General features: G+C 51.8%; 17 protein-coding genes and 2 pseudogenes. 13 read left to right on the top strand and 6 right to left on the bottom strand.

Features of this window, described 5'->3' with window-relative positions; translation table 11 throughout:
* Positions 1 to 259: 259 nt before the first annotated feature.
* Entirely contained in the window at positions 260 to 709 is a 450-nt protein-coding gene (locus LIX15_RS32645; protein WP_227779028.1) for a pyridoxamine 5'-phosphate oxidase family protein, read from the top strand.
* 192 nt (positions 710 to 901) lie between these two features.
* Here LIX15_RS32645 and LIX15_RS32640 read toward each other — a convergent pair whose 3' ends face one another.
* Positions 902 to 1,399, bottom strand: coding sequence for a PfkB family carbohydrate kinase (locus tag LIX15_RS32640; RefSeq protein WP_227779310.1), 498 nt, complete (start codon positions 1,397 to 1,399; stop codon positions 902 to 904).
* Positions 1,400 to 2,706: 1,307 nt separating this feature from the next.
* Between LIX15_RS32640 and LIX15_RS32635 the strand changes: the two genes are divergently transcribed.
* Positions 2,707 to 3,339 (top strand): LysE family translocator, encoded by a 633-nt coding sequence (locus tag LIX15_RS32635; RefSeq protein ID WP_227779027.1) that lies wholly within the window; start codon positions 2,707 to 2,709, stop codon positions 3,337 to 3,339.
* Between the two features lie 218 nt (positions 3,340 to 3,557).
* Positions 3,558 to 4,049, top strand: coding sequence for an MOSC domain-containing protein (locus tag LIX15_RS32630; protein WP_227779026.1), 492 nt, complete (start codon positions 3,558 to 3,560; stop codon positions 4,047 to 4,049).
* A 78-nt stretch (positions 4,050 to 4,127) separates the two neighbouring features.
* Here the strand turns inward: LIX15_RS32630 and LIX15_RS32625 are convergent.
* A pseudogene (locus LIX15_RS32625) lies at positions 4,128 to 5,307 on the bottom strand (trans-sulfuration enzyme family protein).
* 224 nt (positions 5,308 to 5,531) lie between these two features.
* Here LIX15_RS32625 and LIX15_RS32620 point away from each other — a divergent pair.
* Positions 5,532 to 5,852 (top strand): annotated as a pseudogene (locus LIX15_RS32620) (antibiotic biosynthesis monooxygenase family protein).
* A gap of 280 nt (positions 5,853 to 6,132) precedes the next feature.
* Here the strand turns inward: LIX15_RS32620 and LIX15_RS32615 are convergent.
* Positions 6,133 to 6,576 carry an ester cyclase gene (locus tag LIX15_RS32615; RefSeq protein ID WP_227779025.1) on the bottom strand — a complete coding sequence of 148 codons (444 nt, stop codon included), beginning with the start codon at positions 6,574 to 6,576 and terminating at the stop codon, positions 6,133 to 6,135.
* A gap of 143 nt (positions 6,577 to 6,719) precedes the next feature.
* Here LIX15_RS32615 and LIX15_RS32610 point away from each other — a divergent pair, with 143 nt between their 5' ends.
* Positions 6,720 to 7,355, top strand: a complete 636-nt coding sequence (locus LIX15_RS32610; RefSeq protein ID WP_227779024.1) for a helix-turn-helix domain-containing protein — start codon at positions 6,720 to 6,722, stop codon at positions 7,353 to 7,355.
* Positions 7,356 to 7,384: 29 nt separating this feature from the next.
* Here the strand turns inward: LIX15_RS32610 and LIX15_RS32605 are convergent, their stop codons facing one another.
* Positions 7,385 to 8,179 (bottom strand): alpha/beta fold hydrolase, encoded by a 795-nt coding sequence (locus LIX15_RS32605; RefSeq protein ID WP_227779023.1) that lies wholly within the window; start codon positions 8,177 to 8,179, stop codon positions 7,385 to 7,387.
* Between the two features lie 803 nt (positions 8,180 to 8,982).
* On the opposite strand from LIX15_RS32605, the gene LIX15_RS32600 reads away from it, so the two are divergent.
* From LIX15_RS32600 to LIX15_RS32590, 4 genes are all read left to right on the top strand, one after another.
* A complete protein-coding gene (locus LIX15_RS32600; protein ID WP_227779022.1) occupies positions 8,983 to 10,365 on the top strand; it encodes an FAD-binding oxidoreductase in 1,383 nt (460 codons plus the stop codon).
* 22 nt (positions 10,366 to 10,387) lie between these two features.
* Positions 10,388 to 10,465 carry a DUF7347 domain-containing protein gene (locus tag LIX15_RS33955; protein ID WP_425556843.1) on the top strand — a complete coding sequence of 26 codons (78 nt, stop codon included), beginning with the start codon at positions 10,388 to 10,390 and terminating at the stop codon, positions 10,463 to 10,465.
* Between the two features lie 586 nt (positions 10,466 to 11,051).
* Positions 11,052 to 11,378 (top strand): VOC family protein, encoded by a 327-nt coding sequence (locus LIX15_RS32595; RefSeq protein ID WP_227779308.1) that lies wholly within the window; start codon positions 11,052 to 11,054, stop codon positions 11,376 to 11,378.
* A gap of 228 nt (positions 11,379 to 11,606) precedes the next feature.
* On the top strand, positions 11,607 to 11,987 hold the full coding sequence (locus tag LIX15_RS32590; RefSeq protein ID WP_227779021.1) for a DUF1428 domain-containing protein: 381 nt from the start codon (positions 11,607 to 11,609) through the stop codon (positions 11,985 to 11,987).
* A 270-nt stretch (positions 11,988 to 12,257) separates the two neighbouring features.
* Here the strand turns inward: LIX15_RS32590 and LIX15_RS32585 are convergent, their stop codons facing one another.
* Positions 12,258 to 12,701 carry a low molecular weight phosphatase family protein gene (locus tag LIX15_RS32585; protein ID WP_227779020.1) on the bottom strand — a complete coding sequence of 148 codons (444 nt, stop codon included), beginning with the start codon at positions 12,699 to 12,701 and terminating at the stop codon, positions 12,258 to 12,260.
* Between the two features lie 294 nt (positions 12,702 to 12,995).
* Between LIX15_RS32585 and LIX15_RS32580 the strand changes: the two genes are divergently transcribed.
* The 4 genes from LIX15_RS32580 (at position 12,996) to arsN2 (ending at position 15,198) form a co-directional block, all read left to right on the top strand.
* A complete protein-coding gene (locus tag LIX15_RS32580) occupies positions 12,996 to 13,388 on the top strand; it encodes an ArsR/SmtB family transcription factor (protein ID WP_227779019.1) in 393 nt (130 codons plus the stop codon).
* 140 nt (positions 13,389 to 13,528) lie between these two features.
* Entirely contained in the window at positions 13,529 to 13,903 is a 375-nt protein-coding gene (locus LIX15_RS32575) for an ArsR/SmtB family transcription factor (RefSeq protein ID WP_227779018.1), read from the top strand.
* A complete protein-coding gene (locus tag LIX15_RS32570) occupies positions 13,896 to 14,723 on the top strand; it encodes an arsenite methyltransferase (RefSeq protein WP_227779017.1) in 828 nt (275 codons plus the stop codon). The genes LIX15_RS32575 and LIX15_RS32570 overlap by 8 nt, the downstream gene beginning before the upstream one ends.
* 25 nt (positions 14,724 to 14,748) lie before the next feature.
* Complete coding sequence (gene arsN2 / locus LIX15_RS33585) at positions 14,749 to 15,198, top strand: arsenic resistance N-acetyltransferase ArsN2 (RefSeq protein WP_227779016.1); 450 nt, start codon at positions 14,749 to 14,751, stop codon at positions 15,196 to 15,198.
* An 834-nt stretch (positions 15,199 to 16,032) separates the two neighbouring features.
* Here arsN2 and LIX15_RS32560 read toward each other — a convergent pair.
* Positions 16,033 to 17,223 (bottom strand): hypothetical protein, encoded by a 1,191-nt coding sequence (locus tag LIX15_RS32560; RefSeq protein WP_227779015.1) that lies wholly within the window; start codon positions 17,221 to 17,223, stop codon positions 16,033 to 16,035.
* Positions 17,224 to 17,251: the final 28 nt, after the last annotated feature.

Here is a 17,251-nt window from a genome sequence, read left to right as displayed (position 1 = left end):
AGAATAGGTTACCCACAACCGTCAGGATTTCCCGATAAATCTGACATACTCGCTATAGTAAGGAGTATGCGACTGTCTAAAAATTACTGATTTGACCGGGATTCACCGTTTGCATGGATTAATTTCAACCAATCATCTCGTAGCTTGTCTATGGCTTCTCGTCAGTTAGGCTTTCTATACAGTTGAAGAGATACATTATTTGGGATGGTTCTGTAAAAATGACCGAATTGTTTTCTCCTGCCGAGGCGTATCGTTCACTATGCAAGACCTTCGATGGGTGCAAATGTCCGATGGCGAATTGCACGAGTTTCTCGGAAAGGGGGGCACGGGCATCATCTCGTTTGCAACGGAGAGCAACAACCCACCATTCACAATCCCGGTGTCGTATGGATACGATACAGACTCCGCGACCTTCTACTACCGCCTTGCCTTCCCCCCGGAGAGTGGAAAAGAGGATGTCGTCGATAACCCTGTAGCCTTCGTCACATATAACCAGGTCGACGAGAGATATCAGAGCGTCGTCGCGACCGGCCACTTGGAGAAAGTGACGAACATGCCATACGATTCGGCCGCCATCCAACGAATGTGGGCGATCCAGATTCCGATGGTTGATATATTCGATCGTCCTCCGGAGAATATCTCGTTCCGACACTTCCGCCTTGTTCCGGATACGATAGCAGGACGGAAGGAAGTCAAAACACAGCCCTAAACGGAGTGGATTTGCCTTTTTGAATCGCAAGATCTCGACTAGGTGAGGGCGTTTACTCATGTTCCCACGGCGTGAAGCGTTCAATTCTCCGAGTAGAAGATACAGAAACTCTCTATGGGATATTTCATCTGTATAGCCCAACAATCGAGATTTAGTAAGATTTTCCATCTGAATTTCTGATATGTGAAATAGTCATCGAGAGATAACAGTATGTTCTCCTTCCACCACACGATCAGTCTCCTCACGGCTAATGAGCGCAACATCGCCTGGAATAGTCCGCTTTAGTGCAGCAACGGCTGCACCGTATTCAAGCGAAGTTTCGAGATCAGTTTCTGCTAGCTGACAGGCAAGAAAACCGCCGACGAATGCATCTCCGGTGCCAACTGGTTCTATCGTTTCTGTCTCGAATGCCGGTTGTTCGACGGACTCGTCGTCTTGATGGGCCACTGCTCCATCCGCCCCACATGTAATCACGACGGTATCGAATCCCCACTCGTCGGCGAGTGCTTTAGCGATTGTATTTGCGTCACCGGTCTTGCCTAATATATTTTGAGCGTCACGGATAGGCGTGATGAGAACGTTGATCATAGGGAAATAGTTCTCGATTGTCTCACGTGCCTTCTGTTGTGACCATAACTTGCCACGATAATTGACGTCAAATGCGGTTCGTACGTTTGCTTCTTGTGTGATATTTAATATATTATCTACTGTTTATTTTAATGTTGACGACAGCGCGGGCGTGATTCCAGAAGTAAAAAACAGACCCGCATTTTGGATCGTCTTAGTAGACAAATAGAATCTTCTCGCCGAATGAATCGAGTGAGCAGTAAATCCGTACCACGATCCCCGCACAGATCGATTCGGGGATCCCGGGGGTAGTCCACTTCCGCTTAGTAAAAAATGGAGAAGTAGAATGCATATTACCACCTCCAGTGTAAATCCGTGTTTCAAGCCCTATATCGGGCGATAGCAGCCATTCGAATATCCATAAACCATATATCGTTATATCAAATTTAATATTTGGAAGATGAGACTACACCGGCAACAGCGTACCCGGGATGCGCGATTTCGACGGATCCATCGATCTACAACCATTTCAAACTGGAATCTAAGAGATAGTTCTAGTTAATATTCTAACATTCTCACGAGTTGTGCGCTGCTTGAGCCAATGCTGTCGCTTATCGACGGGCGTTCACTATGTTATCCGCCGGCTTTAGCCGATTCCAGTCTGCTTCAGCAGTGTAAGAACCGTGTTCGCCGTCACAATCGGTGATCGCTCGTCATCTGCCGCTTCCTCAACGAAGTCGTGTGAATGCGTGTCCGGTGGCTCTCGCGAGATTGAAACGCCTGCTTGATCGGCCGTAAACAAAATCGTCTCCGCGGCCGTCTCGACCGTGTCTCTGAGGTCCGTGGTGAATCGATAATTCCAGCTTCGCTACAGTGTCGATTGGTCGGGTATCGATTCAATATTGAGTCGGTGGCATAGTGATGGCCGCTGCTGAAGATACTTGATGAGAGCTGTCTCGTGCTCCCACCCAGAGAGTTCTTTGAGCAGAAATAACCTCATCAGCACGGTCATATCATATCGTGTTGATCCAGTATACTGATCATGGTCTAAAACTAAAAATATGCTAGCGGAAAGTTAGAAACAAAGTGCTCGACTAATTGATGAGCGCCATGCTCGAACCAGACCGTGGCGACGGTTCAAACGTCCTCTTCGAGACCGCCGAGTGAACTCTGGTCGTACAGTGGTGTTGAATCATAGGCTGACCATTCGAAGTACAATGCTACCGCAATTGTTCGGAAAACCTCGCGTTGAGATATTCGTGTAGAGGGCATTGTTGAGTACTAGTTACTTTTTTTATTATATTTGTTCAATATCCACTGAATACAAATATACTGGGATATAACAGTTAAATCTGCAACTAAATAGGCAAAAGAGGCAACCTATGACAGCAACCCGTTGTTTTATTCCACTCATCAGTGATTCTTGGTTCGTGCTCGACATTAACATCATTCTCGCATTCATCCCAGCTGCCCTCGTGCTGATAATTTCACCGGGGCCTGACAGCATCTATACGCTGACTCGAAGCATCAGTGATGGCCGGACCGTCGGCGTTACTGCTGCATTGGGATCCTCAACTGGAAGCATCGTGCACACGACAGCTGCGGTTCTCGGGCTCTCAGCTGTTCTTAAAACATCAGCTGTTGCATATACCATCGTCAAATTGGTCGGTGCAGCGTACTTGGTCTACCTTGGCGTCCAAACGTTCAGAAGCTCGGAGGAGTTCGAGATCACACCAGAGAGTACAAGCTTCACGCCGACGGAGTCGTTCAAAAGCGCGCTCATGATTAACGCGTTAAATCCGAAGGTAGCAGTGTTCTTTCTCGCGTTTCTCCCGCAGTTTGTTCAGCCAAGTGGTTCGACTGCCGTCCAGCTGTTTACATTCGGAGTACTCTTTGCGACGCTTGGATTTTGCTATCAAGCACTCTTAGCAGTCTTCTCGGCGCGGGCTCGGCGAGCCATTACCGAACGCGAACTCGTGCAGACGATCCTTCAGACAGTAAGCGGGAGCGTTCTTATCGGCTTCGGGCTCAAGCTAGCGCTTGAACGACGGGTCACATCGTAGTTTTCGAGACATCAACTATCCATTCTTAGCTAGTTTTTGCAAATGACCATTGAACGATCTACCGACCAGATGCATTGAGAACTCCGGTCTCAACTTTTACTTAGTTGTGATATCGGTGAATACGTATGCCAACACCAGTAGAATAACGATTTGCCATTTACCTGGCCAACAATACCTCCACCCGTACGCTTATATTCCTATCAAACAGCATAACACACATGACCGGGAGGGGCACCGTCGAACAGATTTTTACTGCACCTGAAGCCGAAGTTGAGATGGAAGAGCAGACCGACGTTGAAGCGATCGCCGGGAATGGGCTCCGAGGTGATCGCTACTTTAGCGAGATTGAAACGGGAACTTTCGTCGACTGGGAGCCAGATGAGGAACGCCACGATGGGTACGATCTTACGCTGATTGAGCAAGAGGCAGTTGCAGCAATCGAACGTGAAGCGGGAATCGAACTCGCACCGGGAGAACACAGACGCAACATCGAGACTCGTGATGCCGCACTCAATCATCTCGTTGGACAACGATTCCGCGTCGGTGACGCCATCTGTCGAGGGGATCGGCTGTGTGAACCATGTAATCATCTTCAGCGTATCACTCACGATGGTGTATTGCAGGCACTCACTCACCGAGGAGGGCTCCGAGCGGACATTCTTGAAGATGGGATAATTCGTCCTGGAGACATCATCGAACCGATCGAATAAGCTACACTCTTTTGTTCATAAACGATCCGTATGCCCGCTTAGAGATCTGGACGGTCAAGTGGAAAGGGGAATGCGCGCCTACGGCAGCGCTGTCCGGAGGTCCTCACAAAGGTCATCGGCGTCTTCGAGGCCAACCGACACCCGGACCAACGTCTCCGGGATCTCCGCTGTCGCCTTCCCATGGCCAATCTCGTCGGGAATCATAAACGACGGAACCTCAATCAAACTTTCGACCCCACCAAGGCTCGCCCCCGGCGTAAATACCTCGAGCCCCTCTATGAACGCTTCAAGCTCAACCAGCGTACCGTCAAACTCGAACGACAACATTCCGCTGTACCCCAACATCTGCTCACTCGCAAGGTTGTGGGTGACTCTCCAGTCCCGGATAATAGACACGCGCCACCCGATCGTGGCTCTCGAGGAACCGCGCAACCGCCATCGCGTTGGTCTCGTGGTGTTCCATCCGTGCCGGCAACGTCTTCACCCCTCGCGCAACCAGATAGCAGTCAAACGGCGACAGCATATTCCCAAGTCCGACCCGCTGCGCGAACGCTAACTGCTCAAAGACCCTTTCATCGTTGGTAATGATGGCACCGCCGATCGAGTCGGAATGCCCGTTGAGGTACTTGGTGGTGCTGTGGACGACAACGTCGGCACCCAGCTCGAGCGGTGCTTGGAAGTACGGACTCGCAAAAGTACTGTCAACTCCGAACAGGATGCCGTGATCGTCGGCGATGTCGTCGATCGCCTGAATGTCGCACAGCCGCATCAGCGGGTTTGTCGGCGTCTCTGCCCAGATCAAGTCGGTGTCCGAATTGACTGCCGCCGCAACGTTTTCGGGGTCGCGAGCGTCGACGAAGTCCACGTCGACGTTAAGGTGTCCGGCAGCGAGTTCCGTGAGCAGTTTTTCGGTGCCGCTATAGATGGAGTCCGAGGAGACGAGGTGGCCACCCGGCGGGACCAGCGACAGTATCGTCGTCGAAGTAGCGGCCATCCCTGAGGCGAACGCCAATGCATGTTCGCCGCCTTCGAGGCGAGCTAATTGCTCTTCGAGGGCCGCCCGTGTCGGGTTGCTCTCACGTGAGTAGTCGTGTTCGTTGGCATTGTCCCCGCTGGCCCACTCGAACGTGGTCGAGAGGTGGATTGGCGGGACGACATCGCTCGTGCCACCTCTGTGGGGGCGCCTCTCAGTCTCAGCGGCGCCGACAGCAATGGTTGCGAATCGGTTCTCGATTGACCGGTTATCGTGTTGTGTCATAGGCAGTTCACTACAGGATCCACTCGGAGGGTGGTACAGGCCTCCGATATGGTTGGATTGTCCATAGGAGTGTTCTCTGAAGCGATGGATAGTTGTGGGGTTCCAGGCGAGACTGGCCAGAGACGAAAACGCGAGAAGGACGTTAGGTCAGCGAGTATCCAGTGGCGAACGTTTGCGTACATCGAGGGGAATCATCTTATCGGCGTGGGTGAGAATAAGTAGTGATGTATCTTGTTACGTTCCGCCTTGACCCGTGAGAGTACGATGAGGAGTTTCAGAAGTTAAACGACACGATACAAGCGGCCGCTGAAGATACGGATGGATATCTCGGTAAACGCACGTGGAACGCCCCGGAGAGTGAGGAGATTCTCGTCGTGTATTACTGGGAGTCACTGGGTGCGCTCGAGTCATTTGGAGCGAATTCAGACCACAAACGGGCGAAGCAGCGGTGGACTGAGTGGTACGACGCGTACGAGGTCACCGTTACAAAAGTGCTCGAAACGTACGGGAGTGGCTTCAGTGACGACGCAGCCCCACCCAAGTAGTATACCGAGGCTCTGTCGGAAGCCTGAGATAGCTATCGGTTTGAATCGGTTGGCTAAACGGAAACAACAGATCCATCTCCAGTTATACTGGCTCCTTAGCGGGGATTGTTCGTTACCCACTCTAAAACCTCGCTTGCGTGTTCATCTGGTGGGAAAATCGGATAGAAGACGTGTTCGATAAGTCCATCAGAGATCACCAATGTCAACCGTTTTAGGTACTCGTCTCCATCCCTTCGCGGTGAATTATGACTATAGTGTCTCCTCACTGATGTGGACAGCGTTACGAGGGTGGGAAATCGATGACGCCGAGTTGTTGCAATAGACTGAGATTATCAGGCAAGAACCACCGTTCGGTTATCCTTCCGTCCTTTATGCGGGCGAAGAACATCTGTTGAACTTCGATCTCCTTCCCGGTTGGCTCAAGCCCTCCAAGCTCACCTTTGTGCGTCCCACGACTCGTGATACGCACCGCAACTAGATCTCCTTCCGCAACGATATTCTCGACGGTCTGCGAGACGTCGGGGAACGCGGTGAGAAAACTGTTATAGGACTCTCGAATCGCCGGTCGACCCCGGTGAGTTCCCATCGCATTGCGTTCGACAGCATCTTCGGCGTACAGTTCGTCAAGCAGGTCGAGATCACCCTCCGCAAAAATTTCTTCCGGAATTCGGCGGGCAAGCCGCTTATTTGCCTCTAATTGAGAAGTAGGTTCTGAGTCTGTCATCGGTACTGTTCCTCGTTGGTGTCAGTCCAGATTTTGGTCTGTGAATTCATTGCAACCATTGGTGATATGTGGGGGGCAAGCGTGAGTTTGTGCAGGAACAAGTTTCTGCCTTTAAGTAAATCGAGAGCTGACTCTCCGATGAGATGCCTCAAATCCAGGTGAAGCTCGATGGAACAGCAGTAGACGGATGGTTGGCAATGATTTCAAGCGATTTCCCCGATGCCGAGTTCAGACTGATGGCGACCCAGCTACGGGACGACGGTGCGTTCGTCATTCTCGAAGTCCTGACCCCCAAGGGAGACGCACTCGTTCGCCGATTCGAGAACACACCTGAAGTAAATGCAGTTGATGTCTATCATACCGATGAGCGGATGGTGTTGCTTCAGTTCCAAACATCGGTAACAAAGTCGTATGATCCACTCCGTAGGTCGAAGAACATCTCAATTTATCCGACGATTCTTCGGGACGGATGGTTCTCCGTCGAGCTAGCGGGGTCACACGAACGGCTATCGGAATATACCGACGAGTTAGCAGCGGCTGGTATTCCGTATGAAATCGTGTCGCTCATCCAATCCCACACTGCAAGTGAGATGCTCACGGATCGCCAATGGGAGTTCATTATCGAAGCAGTCGAGCGGGGGTTCTATGAAAGTCCTCGGAACTGTACACTCGCTGAGCTGGGAGACATTCTTGAGATCCACAAATCCGCGGTAAGTCGGTTGCGCCATCGAGCCGAGAGTCGGATTATCAAGAATTTTGTCGCACAAGCAGCACAATAGGAGTCGGAGAGCGACTCGGTACCTGATCTTCAGTTACTGAACTCTCGGACAGCCTCGTTGAATTTCTCTGGATTTTCCCAGAAAAGCATATGGCTAGCGTCGTCGAAGAATACAGTTTCAGCAGTTGGTATATTATCGCCGACGTAAGCGCTCTCCGTCGGAGGCGTTGCTCGACTGTTTCTGCCAACAAACACCAACGTCGGGATTTCAATCTCGGGGAGGAATTTCCGCCAATCGAGATTGAGGATATCACGCATGAGTTCGATTTTCGCCGTCTTCGAGCAGTTCAGCATTTCCTCCACAAACCCTGACTCGCCAAGCGTTACTGAATCGTACCGACCAGCCATGCGAGTGAAGACCTCCTCTTCAGCATACTCGATGTCTTTTGTGAGTTTCGTGAATGCCTCGACGTTGAAGCAGCTTTGCCGATCCCAGTCTTGTGGGACAAGATCTTCTTTGGGGGATTGATCGACACAAACCAGTTTCGAAATTCGATCACTCCCGAATAGCTCCAGATACGACCACAACACATCTGCTCCCATTGACCAACCGACCGCGGTGACATCAGTGAGGTTCAAGTGGTCTAATAGCTCTTTAAGATCCATCGCAAGTCGAGAGATGCGATAACCGTGGCCGGGAGTCTCGGATTTGCCGTGGCCACGGTGATCATATACAATTACTCGGTAATCTTCGGCGAGGCCGGGGATGTTTTTCTCGAAGAATTGTAACGTGCTGGACCACGCACTGACGAACACGATCGGTTTCCCATCTCCGTGTGTTTCATAGTACAGTTCGACGCCATCGTTCGTTGTAAGAGACGACATTAAAATAGACTACTACTGGAAGCAGAATGATTCCGCACAGAAACATAGTTCTATATTTAATAGCATGAACAGTCGACACCACACGGGTGTATCACACTACAACCTGAGTCCAACTTGCAGTAGTCTTCGATTCCGTAGCCCCCTTCATCCGAGTTTCCACCACCTCGGAGTACTCAATAGGTCGTATTACTCACTTTGAGATCTGTTAAGGATATGAAGAACTCATGAACGATTCGTTTGTTTAGCGTAGTTACGGATCTTCGCTATGCATTGAGAGTAGCGGTCCCAACTTATGCACGAGCTTTGGTACTGAATCCCTCGTAATTGGGGATAACACTTCGACACCGGTGCACAAGGAGAACTGATCGATACCTACATCCACCGAGAGCTGTTTCACGACGGGATCACTCCAGGAGGATTTCAACATAGCCTCGTCTGTCTGTTCATGCATTGAGTACACTAGTCTCAACTTTTGGGCTCGCGTACAGTTGAGGACGTTACCAGAACGCCTCTCTATTTCACTGATCGCTATCAGAAATGATGTGCTGAATACAGAGGTTGAAGTCAGCGCCAAGCTGTCGTTGATTTTGTCTATGCTGTATCGTGACAACAGCTCAACAGGTGTTCGAACTTTCTGTCAATTCACTATTACTATTTACCAATGCTTTCTCGGCATGTCGGAAGGGATTGATTAGAGCAGATAACACTTATTAATGATCCTCAAGTATGTCAGTTGTGCTTAGACTATTCTTCCATCAGGCCGCTAGCATTGCCTACCTCGCCGTCACACGGAGGCAAATGCGATGACAGCACCCGACGATGTAGACAGGCAAAAGGCATTCGCTCAGCGCCTCACCGGAGAACTCCTGAAGCCGGGCGAAGACGGATACGACGATGCGCGAACGGTGTTCAACGGCATGATCGACCGACATCCGAGGCTGATCGCGCAATGTATTGACACTGACGACGTGGTGGCCGCGGTCACCTACGCCCGTGAAACCGATATACCCCTTAGTGTGAAGGCGGGCGGCCACAGCTCCGCCGGAATGGCCATTGTCGACGACGGCCTCGTCATCGATCTCTCACAGATGAACGACGTCACGATCGATCCTGACGCGAGGAAGGCCCGCGTCGGGGGCGGCGCGCTGGTCAAGGATCTCGACGCGGCCACGCAGCCCCATGGACTCTCCGTGACCACGGGGGGGTCCCCCGAGGTCGGCATTGGTGGCCTGACTCTCGGTGGCGGCATCGGCTGGCTCATGCGCAACTGTGGCCTCACGTGCGACAATCTCATCGGCGCCAAGGTTGTCACGGCCGACGGCGAGGTCGTCCGGGCGAGCGAGTCAGAACACCCCGACCTCCTTTGGGGTTTGCGCGGCGGTGGCGGCAACTTCGGCGTGGTAACCGAGTTCGAATTCCATCTCCACGAGATCGGCCCCGAGGTGCTCACCGTCCAGATTTTCCATCTGTTCGAGGTCGCCGGCGAGGCGCTTCAGATGTTCCGAGACTTCATGGTCGACGCGCCCGACGAGTTCACCTGTTTCCCGATGATCATGACCATTCCGCCGATGGAGCCCTTCCCCGAAGAGCATCAGGGCGAGACAGGCATCGTGTTCATCGGTTGTTGGTCGGGTAAAATCGACGTCGGTCGAGCCGCGTTGGAGCCGCTCACTTCGTGGGGGGAGCCGGTCCTCCCGATCGTTGAGCCAATGCCGTACACCGCGTTCAAGGCGACCTCCGACGAGGGCCAGCCAGGCTTGCGCTACTACGGCAAATCGGTGTACATCGAGGAGCTCTCCGACGAGCTCATAGACACGCTCGTCGATGCGATCAATGCCCTCCCCAATTCGTTCTCGAGCGTCTGGTTCGAGTCAATGGGCGGTGCCGTCGCCCGGGTCGGGCCCACCGAGGCGGCTTTCCCACACCGGGACGCGGCGTACAACGTAGGCATCGGGGTCGGGTGGACGGATCCGGCCGACGACGAGGCGATGATGGGCTGGGCCAAGGACATCTACGAGATGGTGCGACCGTACTCGACGGAGGGGATCTACGCGAACTACCTGGGGCAGGACGACGACGTGAAGGACGCCTTTGGCGAGAACTACGATCGCCTCGTCGAACTGAAAAACGAGTGGGATCCGGAGAACGTGTTACACATGAACCAGAACATCCAGCCGTCGGGCTGACTCCCAAGCCAATCGTGTCGGGATCTGCGATACTGGTAACTTTAACTACCATTCCAGGGAGCTTCTCGGCGAATTCATTCGCCAAACGGATGAGGGCTAAACGCTCATGTCCCGGGGGTTCGAGGTAGCCCAACCCATTATCGCCGATTCCGTGTATGATATAGGACTGATCGAACCGAACAATACTCAGTGACTGACCGTTATCGGCCGATTCGAATAATCTGAACTGGATAAGATTTCATGCAAGATACGCGCCTTGTATTCAGCCCGATTCTGCCAACTTCTCTAGTAGGTAGCAGAAGCAACAGCAAGCAGTTCGAATGTCTACTGAACAACCGCTTTACAAGATACATCTCTAAAAACAACTCTAACCCAGACATCACAAACCCATATGCTTTGAGAAGGCCAGTCGCAACTTCCGCATCCTCCAGAAGATCCCACAGTTTCGGAGGGTGACTAAAACCGAACGTTCTCTCTGGATCAAGGAGGAGCACTGAGATCGCTCAATACAGGAGACGAACTGCTCACTTCCCGAATCGGGGTAGCGCCGTCGCAAATATATTTTTGGCTTGAGCCCAACTATTCTGACTATGGAACCACGGATTACCGTTATTTCATTGGGGGTCGGCGATTTTGAAGAATCACCCACCTTTTATCATGATGGGTTAGGTTGACCGACTGAAGGTATCGTCAGGACCGAATTCAAAGGTGGAGATGTTGCTTTCTTCACATTGAACAATGGCTTTCAGCTCGCACTCTATCCGAAAGATCAAATTGCGGAAGACGCGAATATTGATGGAGCGGTGACTAGTTCAGCGGAATTCACCCTCGACTACAATGTTGAGTCGAAAGAAGAAGTCGAAATAATAATGATGGCAGCAGAAAATGCTGGAGCTGAGATCGCAGACTCACCTCGAAATCGTGTCTGGGGCGGCTATTCAGGGCAGTTTAAAGATCCTGACGACCACTTATGGGAAGTTGTTTGGAATCCTGAATTCAGAATCGAAGAATAGACTGACCCCCTCAATCAACCTTCTTAACCTATGGAATTTATTAATATCTTTGCTCTACATACATATTCGATGATCGGTTGACTCAATCTCAACAAGCCTGAAAATGAACCACGCATTAAAATCATCCTACAAGATCGTGACAGTATATTGACCAACGGGGCAGTGTCTACGGATAGATTTCGGTTGGTCAAAGAGTATATAATCTGTTACTTTATCCACATGTACGTTATGGAACAATACGTCGATGGATACGTTCTCCCTGTCCCGAACGATAAGATTGATGCCTACCGCGAAATGGCCGACGAGGCCGGAAAGCTCTGGGTCAAACACGGCGCGCTTGAGTACTTCGAAGGGGTCGGAGACGACATGGAGCCCGACATGGACGGCATGACGATACGGACTTTCCCACAGCTTACCGAAACCGGGGAGGACGAATCGGTTGTTTTCTCGTTCATCGTGTACGAGTCTCGGGAGCACCGCGACGAAGTGAACGCGAAGGTGATGGAGGATCCCGCAATGGATGCAGAAAACCTCGATGAGGAGATGCCCCACGACCCGGAACGTATGACTTACGGCGGCTTCCGCTCCATTGTCAGCCACGCGAAGTGAGAAACGAGCCTAAAGCGGCATATCGATTCGTGCCTCGATATTAATACAGATCTGGCTGTCACCAACGGAATATTCGCACCAACTGGCTGTTCGAAATTCGTATTCCTACAGAACGGTACATTCACACCAGATCATAACGGAAATAAGTCACTCATCAATTCTATCCTCCGAGGCTGTGGAAGTTGAGAATGACCAGGACAGATCTCGGCTTAAGCGATTGAATCTTCAGAAAACGTCCCATCTCGCCCCTCGCCGACCACATCACGCCACTCATTCAAGGTCTGCTTCAATCTCATCGAATAGTGCAATCACCCGCTGTTCGATTTCGTCGCGAATCTCACGAACGTGATCGAGCTTCTGACCATCGGGATCGGCAAGCGCCCAATCACGAACGTCGACATCTGCCGACGTATCGAGTTCAAGCGTCGAACATCCCATCGTCGCGACGTAGTCACACGACTCAAGTTCGTCAGTCGTGATGGCTCGTGGCATCCGACCTGAGAGATCGAATTCCGCTTCGTCCATGACCTCAACAACGGTCTCGTGGACGTGATCTGCAGGACAGGTTCCTCCGGTGAGGATTTCTACGTTATCTTTAAGTTCACGTCGTTCACGTTCTCGCTCCGCAAATGCTGTTGAAATCTGGCTCCGACCGGCATTCTGCACACACATAAAGGCGACCCGAATCGTCTGGGTAGACGTCTGCTGACCCATGAATGAATAATTGAACAACCCTTCTATTAATGTTTCGAAGCTAAGAGCCATATTCGGAACATAAAAACACTGAGAAGACAGTCTCGTATCGACGTCACAGTATCTCACAATAGTAGTAGTGGACGAATTCAAACGGGAAGACAGTCTTCGAAAATCTACAGCACTGACTACCGAGGATGAAAAGCGGCAGATAACCACGGAAGAAACAGGCATCTAAGAGAGCCAATTCAATAGATCTGTACCGAGCTTTGGACTCCAGAACCCTTATTGAAGTGTTTGCTAAAGTGTATTGCAATGGCAACCAACGACCGACTTCGGCGCTATCTCAGCGACGAACTCGGGGAGTGCTGTGATGAAGACGTCGAACAACGCGTCGAAGAACTCGAAATACTCGGTGCACAGACGGATGAAACGACGCTCGAATCTGACGTGCAAGTCCTCTCTGCACTCGCAAATGAAACGCGCTACAAGATCGTGCGATTACTTCACGCAGCCAATGGCGAACTCTGTGTCTGTGAGCTCTCACCGCTGCTCGACGTCAGCGAAAGCGCGATCAGCCACGCACTGTCGGACTTGACGAAGGCAGGACTCGTCACGAGGCGCAAGGATGGGAAATGGCGAAAGTATCGAGCCACCGGACGTGCAACAGCCCTTCTCGTTGCACTCGACGGCACGAAACCGGACTAACAGGCGTTCGTCGATACCTCTCTTCTTCGGGCAAATCGTAGTACAGAATCGGAACTGTCTGATTTTGATCTCCCATAGTCGGGCGAGCGTGTTCACCGCAACAATTATATGATCAGACCTTCATATGAGAGTGTGTTCAGATGAATGGCGAACAATCAACGCGATCGGTGTCCGACACTCAGCAACCGATAGAAGGAGGCTGTTGTGCAACAGAGCAGTACCTATCAGAGAGCGAGCTCCGAGACGACGTTACGCTTCTCTCGGCAACGGCGAACGATACCCGATACGAAGCGCTCCGGCTTATCGCCGCGAGTGATGATGGTATCTGCGTCTGTGAACTCGCACCATCGCTCGGTGTGAGTCAAAGTGCCGTCAGCCACGCACTCTCGCGCCTGCACACGGATGGGCTCGTCACTCGTCGAAAGGAGGGGCGATGGCGATACTACGAGACAACGGAACCAGCTGAAACGCTCCTGAACGCACTCGATACAATTCGACAAACATCCCATGAGTAACACGACCAACTCCGAGCATGATAATAAATCGTCAATAGATGCCCAAACCCAACGACGAGCGGTTCGGGAGCGATACGGAACCATCGCAACCGACGAATCGAGTTGTTGTAACGATTCGCTCATCTGCTGTGACGATACCGACCTCGGCGATCGAACAAAGCAACTCGGCTACACGCCCGACGAAATCGATTCAATTTCCGAGGGAGCCAATCTTGGGCTTGGCTGTGGAAATCCCAACGCCCTCGCGTCACTCAAAGTCGGCGAAACGGTCCTCGACCTCGGTTCTGGTGGCGGATTCGATTGCTTCCTCGCCGCTGCTGAAGTAGATGAAGAAGGGCAGGTTATTGGAGTCGATATGACCCCAGAAATGATCGAACGTGCACGAGCGAATGTCGAAAAGAACGATGTGAGCAACGCGGAGTTCCGACTCGGCGAAATCGAACATCTTCCCGTAGCGGATGATAGCGTCGACGTCATTATCTCAAATTGCGTGATTAACCTCTCGCCGGACAAGCCACAAGTCTTCCGCGAGGCGTATCGCGTTCTGCGTCCCGGTGGTCGCCTCGCGATTTCTGACGTTGTGATGACTGCACAGTTCCCCGCTGAGACCCGCAACGATATCGAATCACTCACGGGCTGTATCGCGGGTGCGGCGACGATTGAGTCGCTGCAGACGATGCTTGCAGATACTGGATTTGAAGACGTCCATATCACCCCTAAAGAAGAGAGCGACGAATTCATTCGAGAGTGGGACGACAGTCGCGATTTGAGTGAGTATATCGTCTCAGCGGCAATTGAAGGTCGAAAACCATCGCAGTGAACGAGGTTGCTTCGGTGAGACCACTATGAACCCAGACAAACGCGGACAACTGCTACCTGTGACCGAAGATCGCCTTGAGTACGTTCGTCATCTCCTTGATAAGCAGGATCTACCAACAGACGATATCACAACAAAACAAGACTGCCTCTACGTGTATTCTGTCAATACCACCCGAGTCGGCGTTGGTGGTCTCGAATGTTTTGAGTCAGTCGCGCTGCTTCGCTCCGTGGTGATCGAACCTGCGAAACAGGGGCAGGGATACGGTCAATTACTGTGCCACCAGCTGTTCGAGCAGGCAGCCACTCGTGGCGTAACAGAACTGTATCTACTCACGACAACCGCTGAATCATTCTTTGCAAATCTCGGTTTTGACAGAATTCGACGGGAAGACGCACCACCTGCGATTCAACAGACGAGCGAGTTTCACGATCTCTGTCCCACGACAGCAACGTGCATGAGAAAGCACCTTTCTTAGCGGCTCACGGTTCTTGCTATGACTTTCAGCACTTGTCTGTCGCTTTCTTCTGGCGTGTGGGTTGACTACTGAAGAGTTGCACTACCGTCAAACGACCACGGCTTCGATTTTTGCCTCGGTAGTTTCTGGCTCCAGTGAACTCGACCGGATATCGTGTTCGAATACAGTGTTTAATTGCATCGATCTGGTTTGGTGGCACCTCCTCGAGCTCCAGTAGCTCCGCTGCTTTTGCTGCGCCCCATCTGGCGTGATCGTCGATTTCCCCACTCGTTCTCGTGGCCGACCGATATCGCGTAACTATGCTGCTGCCAAAAGAGCGTCTCTCAACGGTGTTGCTTACGTTGCTAACCGGATCACCAAATCGTGGACTCGCTTGGCATGAGATTGATCGTGGACTGGGAGGGCAGCTTCATGATACTGTACCGATACCGTTCGAGCAAGGGAGCCGAATTCTGGTGCCATTGGAGGAGATGAGAAATCACCTCACAGATGACATAGTCGTTGTGAAAATGTCTATAGTACTCGTATCGAGCGAAGACTCAACACAAGCCATAAGATCGATAATCAGAATAAATCGTAATCTAGACTGTCGACCAAACTGACAACGGGCTTGATGTTGAATCCCTAGATGCGAAGGCCTCCGTCGCCAATGGCGGTAAAGATGAACGCTGATCAACACCATTCGAACATGTTTAACTCATTATTTAGATAAATATTGTCAATCAAATAGACAGAAGAGATTCGCTAGTAAAAACCTCGTTCTGGTGAACGTTTGTTAAGATTTCCTCAAAAAGCATCACTTCAAAGCACCAGCCGAACCAGTCTTTGCGCGTTTTAATCAGCGGGGACAATAGCCGCTGATTGACCAGGTTGACGCGCCATTTCAACCGAATAGACGAGACTTCCGGCAAACAGGATGATGCTCGCAACAATAAACAGCGCGCTGAGCGGGGAGGCCGTATCGACGAACACCCAATACAATGGGGCTGCGATAGAGGGGCCAGCTGCCAACACCGCGACTTTGGCGACGAGCGGCCCACAGCAGCCGCACGTGCACGAACCCACAATTGCACCCGCACCAGCGGTACTCTGTGTCAATCCGGCTCGCTCTTCAACGCGCCAGTGGCGGGCGATGAAAGCGGCATTTAGCCCAATCAGAGTGCTCAATAACCCGACCACAATAAGCTGTCCAGGCGAAATCGCCACAAAGAGAGGGATATGGGGGAGGTATATTTCGAGTGTAGGCCATGTCACGAGTTGGTAGATCGCGGGGAGGACAACAATTACGCGCTCGTGCGGGAGGCCTTCTTCCGGAAAGAACGAGAGATAGCCAGTCACAGAGATGAAGAATAGAGCGACGACAACTCCAACACCGATTCCAAACCAACGAGCAACCGGATCGCGCATGACTGCATAAAGCACACTTCCTGCGTCTTTCCATATGACATACCCGACGAGGATGGGAGTTCCCAAAACAATAGCATACCCAAGCGGATGCGAGTCATTGGCGTGACCAGGAATGAGGTAAGGATATGCGATCCACAACCCCATTAGAATCCCAAGGAAGGTGTAGCGAGGGCGAGTCGGCCATTGAAGCCAGCCGATGACGAGGCTCGACACGATAATCAAGCAGCCGACCGATAAGGCCATTGGAAGGTACCACGAACGCGGGAAAGGCATGGAAGCTGCTGAATAGGTGACTTCTGGTGATAGTGCTTCAAAGAGGATCGCCCCGAGTGCAGTCACGACGAGTCCGACGAACACGCCAGAGAGTGCGAGTGTTGGCGAAATGCGATCAGTCCGCTTAAACAGAATGGTACCGCCAAGGAGTACAATTCCGCCGAAAACAAGCAGGATTCCGTGCCACTGCGAGAGACCTCCAGTCGCAGTCGCACCATGTGCGGAGACAACGGGAATCCGGGTGAGCGCGAAGAGGACGAGGATAGATAACCATCGGATCAATCCAAGCTGTTGGGAGCGTCCTCGAGTGCCACCATCTCGCAGTTGACGCCGTTTCGAAGACATTAGTGGCTCTTGCCCAGCGATCTACTTC

This window comes from Haladaptatus pallidirubidus, from assembly GCF_020700235.1.
Lineage (GTDB): Archaea > Halobacteriota > Halobacteria > Halobacteriales > Haladaptataceae > Haladaptatus > Haladaptatus pallidirubidus.
This window is presented reverse-complemented; position numbering and strand designations above follow the sequence as displayed.

Coding starts and splice junctions, on each gene's coding strand:
- LIX15_RS32645 (WP_227779028.1), top strand. CDS start 260: ATGCAAGACCTTCGATGGGTGCAAATGTCCGATGGCGAATTGCACGAG.
- LIX15_RS32630 (WP_227779026.1), top strand. CDS start 3,558: ATGACCGGGAGGGGCACCGTCGAACAGATTTTTACTGCACCTGAAGCC.
- LIX15_RS32615 (WP_227779025.1), bottom strand. CDS start 6,576: ATGACAGACTCAGAACCTACTTCTCAATTAGAGGCAAATAAGCGGCTT.
- LIX15_RS32610 (WP_227779024.1), top strand. CDS start 6,720: ATGCCTCAAATCCAGGTGAAGCTCGATGGAACAGCAGTAGACGGATGG.
- LIX15_RS32605 (WP_227779023.1), bottom strand. CDS start 8,179: ATGTCGTCTCTTACAACGAACGATGGCGTCGAACTGTACTATGAAACA.
- LIX15_RS32600 (WP_227779022.1), top strand. CDS start 8,983: ATGACAGCACCCGACGATGTAGACAGGCAAAAGGCATTCGCTCAGCGC.
- LIX15_RS32590 (WP_227779021.1), top strand. CDS start 11,607: ATGGAACAATACGTCGATGGATACGTTCTCCCTGTCCCGAACGATAAG.
- LIX15_RS32585 (WP_227779020.1), bottom strand. CDS start 12,701: ATGGGTCAGCAGACGTCTACCCAGACGATTCGGGTCGCCTTTATGTGT.
- LIX15_RS32580 (WP_227779019.1), top strand. CDS start 12,996: ATGGCAACCAACGACCGACTTCGGCGCTATCTCAGCGACGAACTCGGG.
- LIX15_RS32575 (WP_227779018.1), top strand. CDS start 13,529: ATGAATGGCGAACAATCAACGCGATCGGTGTCCGACACTCAGCAACCG.
- LIX15_RS32570 (WP_227779017.1), top strand. CDS start 13,896: ATGAGTAACACGACCAACTCCGAGCATGATAATAAATCGTCAATAGAT.
- arsN2 (WP_227779016.1), top strand. CDS start 14,749: ATGAACCCAGACAAACGCGGACAACTGCTACCTGTGACCGAAGATCGC.
- LIX15_RS32560 (WP_227779015.1), bottom strand. CDS start 17,223: ATGTCTTCGAAACGGCGTCAACTGCGAGATGGTGGCACTCGAGGACGC.